Source organism: Methylobacterium sp. WL18, assembly GCF_008040015.1.
Taxonomy (GTDB): domain Bacteria; phylum Pseudomonadota; class Alphaproteobacteria; order Rhizobiales; family Beijerinckiaceae; genus Methylobacterium; species Methylobacterium mesophilicum.
Genome location: NZ_VRVD01000224.1, coordinates 1 through 7209, shown reverse-complemented (window position 1 = coordinate 7209; position 7209 = coordinate 1). Strand labels below are relative to the sequence as shown.

The 7209-nt window shown below is 68.7% G+C and carries 5 protein-coding genes and 1 pseudogene; all 6 read left to right on the top strand.

Going from position 1 to position 7209, the window contains the following annotated elements; genetic code table 11:
* Positions 1-1035, top strand: a 1035-nt coding sequence (locus FV228_RS16205; RefSeq protein ID WP_246693924.1) for a thiamine pyrophosphate-dependent enzyme, incomplete at its 5' end; no start/stop codon positions are given.
* Between the two features lie 43 nt (positions 1036-1078).
* Positions 1079-2254, top strand: coding sequence for an iron-containing alcohol dehydrogenase (locus tag FV228_RS16200; protein WP_147855566.1), 1176 nt, complete (start codon positions 1079-1081; stop codon positions 2252-2254).
* Positions 2255-2311: 57 nt separating this feature from the next.
* A complete protein-coding gene (locus FV228_RS16195) occupies positions 2312-3139 on the top strand; it encodes a poly(R)-hydroxyalkanoic acid synthase subunit PhaE (RefSeq protein ID WP_147855565.1) in 828 nt (275 codons plus the stop codon).
* 112 nt (positions 3140-3251) lie between these two features.
* Positions 3252-4322: a class III poly(R)-hydroxyalkanoic acid synthase subunit PhaC gene (gene phaC, locus FV228_RS16190; protein ID WP_147855567.1), complete on the top strand. Its 1071-nt coding sequence runs from the start codon at positions 3252-3254 to the stop codon at positions 4320-4322.
* Positions 4323-5021: 699 nt separating this feature from the next.
* Positions 5022-7034 (top strand): acyl CoA:acetate/3-ketoacid CoA transferase, encoded by a 2013-nt coding sequence (locus FV228_RS16180; RefSeq protein ID WP_147855563.1) that lies wholly within the window; start codon positions 5022-5024, stop codon positions 7032-7034.
* Positions 7027-7209, top strand: a pseudogene (locus FV228_RS16175) (succinate-semialdehyde dehydrogenase (NADP(+))); the annotation flags it as partial. The gene FV228_RS16180 and the pseudogene FV228_RS16175, both read left to right, overlap by 8 nt.

The window sequence follows — 7209 nt, the reverse complement described above, 5'->3', positions numbered from 1 at the left end:
GCCGCCAGCCGCCCGCGCGCCACCGGCGACCTCGGCGGCTTCGTCCGGCGCACCCAGATCCCGTTCTTCACCACTCAGATGGGCAAGGGCACGGTCGCCAGCGGCACCAGCCTCTACATGGGCACCGCGGCGCTGTCCGAGCGCGACTACGTCCACGAGGCGATCGACAAGGCCGACCTGATCATCGCGATCGGCCACGACACGATCGAGAAGCCGCCCTTCTTCATGGGCCAGGCCGACCAGAAGGTGCTGCACATCGGCTACATGCCGGCCAACGTCGAGCAGGTCTACTACCCAGACGCAGAGGTGGTCGGCGACCTCGGGCCGACCCTGAAGCTGCTCGCCGACAAGCTGGAGGGTAAGCTGCCCAACGCCGGCGCCCTGCTGCACCTGCGCGAGCACATCCTCGACCACATCGCCGACCGGGCGGGCGAGGACCGCTTCCCGGTGACGCCGCAGCGTCTGGTGCGCGACGTCCGGCGGGTGATCCCGGAGGACGGGATCGTGTGCCTCGACAACGGCATGTACAAGATCTGGTTCGCCCGGAACTACCGCACCTACGTCGCCAACACGCTGCTGCTCGACAACGCCCTCGCCACCATGGGCGCGGGGCTGCCCTCCGCCATGATGGCGGCGATGCTCTACCCGAACCGCCGCGTCATGGCGGTGTGCGGCGACGGCGGCTTCATGATGAACAGCCAGGAGTTGGAGACCGCCGTTCGGCTCAAGCTCAACCTGGTCGTGCTGATCCTCGACGACTCGGCCTACGGCATGATCCGCTGGAAGCAGGCCGTCGACAAGTTCGCCGATTACGGGATGACCTTCGGCAACCCGGATTTCGTGCTCTACGCCCAGGCCTACGGCGCCAAGGGCCACCGGGTCGAAGCCGTCAACGACCTCGTTCCGACCCTGGACCGCGCTTTCGCCGAGGGCGGCGTCCACCTCGTCGCGGTGCCGATCGACTATTCGGAGAACACCCGCGTGCTGGTCGAGGAGTTGCGCGAAAAGGTGAAGGATTTCGAGCCGGCCGAGTAGAATAGGCTCCGATTCGATCCCGGCTCGACAACAGGACAGCGCGATGAATCCGTTCACCTTCCAGACAACCCCGAACGTGCTGTTCGAGGCTGGCGCCTCGAAGAAACTTCCGGAGATCGTCGCCACCTTCGGGGCCAAGCGCGTCCTGCTGGTCACCGACAAGGGCGTGCGCAAGGCCGGCCTGACCGAGGCCGCCGAGGCTGCGCTGGCGGCGGCCGGCATCGCCATCGACGTCTACGAGGACGTGGTCGCCGACCCGCCCTCCACGGTGATCGAGGCGGCGGCCAAGCGCGCCCGGGAACTCGGCACCGACCTCGTCCTGTCGATCGGCGGCGGCTCGGCGCTCGATACCGCCAAGCTGGTGGCCTACCTGGCGAAGTCCGACGAGCCGCTCGATTCGATCTACGGCGTCGGCTTGGCCAAGGGTGACCGGCTGCCGCTGATCCTGGTGCCGACCACCGCCGGGACCGGCTCCGAGGTCACGCCGATCTCGATCGTCACGACGCCGACCACCGAGAAGAAGGGCGTCGTCGCGCCGAAACTCCTGCCTGACTGGGCGGTGCTCGATCCCGAGTTGACCCTGGGCCTGCCGGCCCACGTCACCGCGGCCACCGGCATCGACGCCATGGTCCACGCCATCGAGGCGTTCACCAGCAAGAACAAGAAGAACCCGATCTCGGATCAGCTCGCCAAGCAGGCCCTGGCCCTGCTCTCGGCCAACATCCGCACCGCCTGCTCGGACGGCCGCAACCTCGAGGCGCGCTCGGGGATGCTGCTGGGTTCGATGCTCGCCGGCATGGCCTTCGCCAACGCCCCGGTGGCGGCGGTGCACGCGCTGGCCTATCCGGTCGGCGCGATCTTCCACGTGCCGCACGGGCTCTCCAACGCCCTGGTGCTGATGGGGGTGATGCGCTTCAACCTGTCCCACGCGGAGGCGCTCTACGCCGAGCTGGCACCGATCCTGGATCCGGCGGCGGCCGATCTCCCGCCGGCCGAGGCCGCCGCCCGCTTCGTCGAAAGCCTCGACGCGATCTGCCGCGACTGCAATGTCCCGGCCTCGCTCGCGGAGGTCGGCGTGGCCCAAAAAGATCTGGAGCGGATGGCTACCGACGCGATGAAGCAGACGCGGCTTCTGGTGAACAACCCGCGCGAGGTCACCTACGACGACGCCTACGCGATCTACAGCGAGGCGCTCGGCGAAGCGCGCCCCGCCGCCTGAACGGCCCGACAACCGGCCCGCCAAGGAGGCCGGAGAACCGCGAGGAGGTGCGCCGTCATGGATCAGTTCGACGCGTTCAAGGCGATGGGCGAGTTCTGGACCCGTGCCGGCGCCGGCTTCTTCGCCCCCGGGGCCGCACCGGGCTTCTCGTGGCCGACCCCGCCGCAGACCGATCTCTCCAGCCTCGCCACGGCGCAGAGTCATCTCGCCCAGGCCTGGGCTTCGGCGACCGCCCTGTCGCAGACTTTGACCGCATCGCTGCAGGGGGGCGCCGGAGCGCCGGATTCGACCGCCGGAGCGGTGCTGGCGCGGATCTTCGATCCACAGGCCTGGCTCGGCGGCTCGGCCGAGTTCGACGCGGCTCTGACGCGGATGTCCGAGGGGCCCCAACTCGCCGACCTGTGGCAGACCGAGCGGCGCTACGGCGCGTTGTTCACGGCCTGGGCGGCGTTGCGGCGGGCGCAGGCCGAACACCAGGCGGTGATGCTGGATGCCTGGACCCGGGCGGCCGGCACCTTCGCCAAGGAGGCCAATGACCGTGCGGAGCGCGGCGAGGGCTTCAGCTCCGCCCGCGAGATGATGACCCGTTGGACCGAGACCGCCAACGCGGTTCTGCTGGAGGTCCAGCGCTCCGAGGCGTTCCTGGCCTCGCAGCGGGTGGTGCTGAAGGCCTCGACCGACCTGCGGCTCGCCCAGCAGGACCTCTCGGCCTTCCTGTCGGATTTCTACGGGCAGCCGACCCGGGCCGAGCTCGACGACGTGCACAAGAGCCTGACCGAGCTGCGCCGGGAGGTCCGGGCCCTGCGCCGCGAGCGCCGGGAGGCTGCCCGGGTCTCCAGGACCAACGGCGCCGCCGCGCCGGCAACGGAGGACGCGCATGGCTGATGAGGGCATGGGTGACGGGGGCATGGCTGGCGGAGGCAGGGCCGACAAGGGTGGAACGGACCGGGCCGCCCCGAAGGCTCCGACTGCGCCGCTCCCGCTCAACCCCGCAGAGATGATGGCCGAAGTCGCCGAACTCGGCCGGCGGATCAGTGCGGGCGCCAAGCTGTTCTCGGACGTGCGCGACGCCGACGTGCAGATCGCCACCACGCCCAAGGACCTGGTCTGGAGCCAGGACAAGGTCTCGCTCTACCGCTACCGACCGCTCGCCGAGAGTAAGGGCCTGCCGCCGGTGCTGATCGTCTACGGGCTGATCGGCCGCTACACGATGGCCGACCTGCAGGAGGACCGCTCGCTGGTCCGCAACCTGCTCAATCTCGGCCTCGACCTCTACGTGGTCGATTGGGGCAATCCCGGCCGGGCCGATCGGTACGTCACCATCGACGACTACGTCGACGACTATCTGGCCGAGTGTGTCGCCTTCATCGGCGAGGCCGCCGGCCGCGAGAGAATCAACCTGCTCGGGATCTGTGAGGGCGGCGTCTTCACGACCTGCTACGCGGCGCTCTACCCGGAGCGCGTCAACGCGATGGTGCTGACCATCACGCCGATCGACTTCCACGCCGACACCCGCGAGTCCCGGGCTGGCCACGGCTTCATCAACGTCTGGACCCGCTCCCTGTCGCCGGAAGACGTGGACCGCCTGATCGACGCGCAGGGCTCGCTGCCCGGGGCGTTCATGGGCTCGGTGTTCTCGATGATGACGCCGATGCGGACCATGACGAAGTACAATCTCGACTTGCTCGACGCCCTCGACGACAAGAAGAAGTTCCTGAACTTCCTGCGCATGGAGAAGTGGATCGCCGACCGGCCGGACCATCCGGGCGAGGCGGCCAAGCAATGGCTCAAGGATCTCTACCAGGACAACAAGCTGGTCCAGAGCGCCTTCGTGCTCGGCGGCCGCACGGTCGACCTGAAACGGATCGCCTGCCCGGTGCTGAACGTCTTCGCCCAGGACGACCACATCATCCCGCCGGCGACGTCACAGGCGCTCAAGGACAAGATCGGCACCGACGACTACACGGAGCTCGGCCTGCCTGGCGGCCATGTCGGCGTCTTCGTCGGCGGCAAGGCGCAGAAGTTGCTGGGCTCCGGCATCGCCGACTGGCTGGGTGCGCGTGGGTAGGGTGATGCGCCGCGACAGGAGAGCTGCCGGGTGCACGTTCGTGGATGAGAGGCGCGCTGCTTGTCCCCCTCCCCCCTCCGCGGGCTCGCGGATTCGCACGTCGGGCGGGGCAATACGCGCGCCGGATGAAGCGCGGGTCCCCTCTCCCGTGCGGGAGAGGGACAGGGTGAGGGATCAGGGTCTTCCGGACAGGTCGCATCCCTCACCCCAACCCTCTCCCGCACGGGAGAGGGGGCTCGTCGCGCCCTATGAGAGCCGATGTGTGAACGTTTTTGCCTCTGTGGTGGAGGGTACCCCGCGAAGCAGGGGAAGCCGGGACGAGGTTCCGCAAGAGGGGCAGCGCGACGGTGGTGGATATGAACTCCGTTGCGACTTTTCCGGCAGCGGCGCTCCCCTCTCCCGATCCGGCCTGACGGCCGGCCCACCCTCCCCCGCAGAGGGGGGAGGGAGGACGCGCGGATCCCGCGCCACATTGCGGGCCAATACCGTCGGCCGATCCGGATCTCTCCCTCATCCTGAGGTGGCGGCGCGCAGCGTCGCCCTCGAAGGAGCCCTCCAGGGATCGCAGCGGCCTCTGGAGGGCTCCTTCGAGGCCGAGCGATCTGCGATCGCCCGGCACCTCAGGATGAGGGTGATGGGTGGGATCGGCCGGTGCTCCGATCGCGATGATGTCCGATTCCAGGCTCCGAGGATAACCGCATGGGCAGCCTGAAGAACAAGATCGTCAGCGCCGACGAGGCGCTCGCCATCCTGCAGGACGGCGACATGGTCGCGGTCTCGGGGTTCGTCGGCATCGGCACGCCGGACGAGCTAATCCTGGCGCTCGCCCGGCGGTTCGAGGCCGGCCAGGGCCCGCATGGGCTCGGGCTGATGTTCGCCGCCGCGCCCGGCGACGGCAAGGAGCGCGGCCTCAACCGGCTGGCGATCCCGGGGTTGGTGCGTCGCGTCGTCGGCGGTCACTGGGCGCTGGTGCCCAAGCTGGCGAAGATGGCGATCGACGGCGAGATCGAGGCCTACAACCTGCCGCTCGGCGTCGTGTCGCATCTCTACCGGGAGATCGCCGCGCATACGCCTGGCCACATCACCAAGGTCGGCCTGCGCACCTTCGTGGATCCGCGGCTCGAAGGCGGCAAGCTCAACGCCGTCACCCATGAGGATCTGGTCAGCGTGGTCGAGCTCGGCGGCGAGTCCTGGCTGCACTACAAGGCCTTTCCGGTGAACATCGCGCTGATCCGCGGCACCACGGCGGATCCGGCCGGCAACATCACCATGGAGCGCGAGGCGCTCACCCTCGACAACCTCGCCGCCGCCATGGCGGCCAAGAACTCGGGCGGCTTCGTCATCGCCCAGGTCGAGCGCTTGGCCGAGGCCGGCTCGCTGGCCCCCCGCGAGGTGCAGGTGCCGGGGGTGCTGGTCGATTGCGTGGTGCTGAGCCAGCCGGAGAACCACCGCCAGACCTACGGCACCGCTTACAACCACGCCTTCACGGGCCGCCAACGGGTGCCTCTCGACCGGATCCCGCCGATCCCGCTCGATGCCCGCAAGGTCATCGCCCGGCGCTGCGCCTTCGAGCTGCCCCCGGGCGGCGTGGTCAATCTCGGCATCGGCATGCCCGAGGGGGTCGCGGCGGTGGCCGCCGAAGAGCGGGTGCTGAAATACCTGACGCTCACCGCCGAGCCCGGGGTGATCGGCGGCCTGCCGCAGGGCGGGCTCGACTTCGGCGCCGCCCTCAACCCGGCGGCGGTGCTGCACCAGAACCAGCAATTCGACTTCTACGACGGCGGCGGCCTCGACCTCGCCTGCCTCGGGCTCGCGCAATGCGATTCCGAGGGCAACGTCAACGTCAGCCGCTTCGGCAAAAGGCTCGCCGGCGCCGGCGGCTTTATCAACATCTCGCAGAACGCCAAGAGCCTGGTGTTCGCCGGCACCTTCACGGCCGACGGGCTGGAGGTGGTGGTCGAGGGCGACGGCATCCGGATCGTCACCGAGGGACGCTCGAAAAAATTCATCGCCGCGGTGGAGCAGGTGACCTTCTCGGGTGCCTACGCGGCCGAGCGTGGCCAGCCGGTGCTCTACGTGACCGAGCGCTGCGTGTTCCGCCGGACCAAGGCCGGCATGGAGCTGGCCGAGGTCGCCCCCGGGGTCGACATCGCGCGGGACATCCTCGGGCAGATGGGATTCACGCCGATCGTGCAGGACCCGAAACCCATGGATCCGCGGCTGTTCCGCGACGCCGTCATGGGGCTGGAGCCATGGCTCCTCGGACTCTCCCTGTCGGAGCGGATCAGCTACGACCGGGAACGCAACATTCTGTTCTCGAACCTCGAAGGCTTCCAGGTCAGGACTATCGACGACGTCGAACTGGTGCGCCGCGAATACGAGCGCGCCTGCCAGGAAATCGGTCGCAAGGTCCACCTGATCGCCAACTACGATGGGTTCGAGATCGACCCGACGGTGAGCGATGCCTATTTCTCGGCGATCGCTTATCTGGAGAACCGGTACTACGAGACTGCATCGCGCTACACGACCAGCGCGTTCTTGCGATTGAAACTCGGCGCCTCGTTGGCGAGCCGCGATCTGGCTCCGCATGTCTTCGAGACAAAAGCCGAGGCGCAGGCGAGGAATACGGCCCAGAGCGTGCCCCTCAAGTCGCGGACGGCCCTGTCTCAGCCGGACAGGCCGCAGCCGCCGAAGGAACCGTTGAATGCCTGAGTCCGATACGCTCACCCTGAAGGACCGAAGCCTCCTGGTCGAATCCTGCCTGATCGGCGGGGAATGGTCGAAGGCCGGGTCCGGCACCATCGACGTCACCAACCCGGCCACCGGCGCCGTGATCGCCCGGGTGCCGAACGCCGGCGCCGACGAGACCCGCCGGGCGATCCAGGCG

Excerpts from the sequence above, each read along its gene's own strand:
- FV228_RS16200 (WP_147855566.1), top strand. The coding sequence starts at position 1,079 with ATGAATCCGTTCACCTTCCAGACAACCCCGAACGTGCTGTTCGAGGCT.
- FV228_RS16195 (WP_147855565.1), top strand. The coding sequence starts at position 2,312 with ATGGATCAGTTCGACGCGTTCAAGGCGATGGGCGAGTTCTGGACCCGT.
- phaC (WP_147855567.1), top strand. The coding sequence starts at position 3,252 with ATGATGGCCGAAGTCGCCGAACTCGGCCGGCGGATCAGTGCGGGCGCC.
- FV228_RS16180 (WP_147855563.1), top strand. The coding sequence starts at position 5,022 with ATGGGCAGCCTGAAGAACAAGATCGTCAGCGCCGACGAGGCGCTCGCC.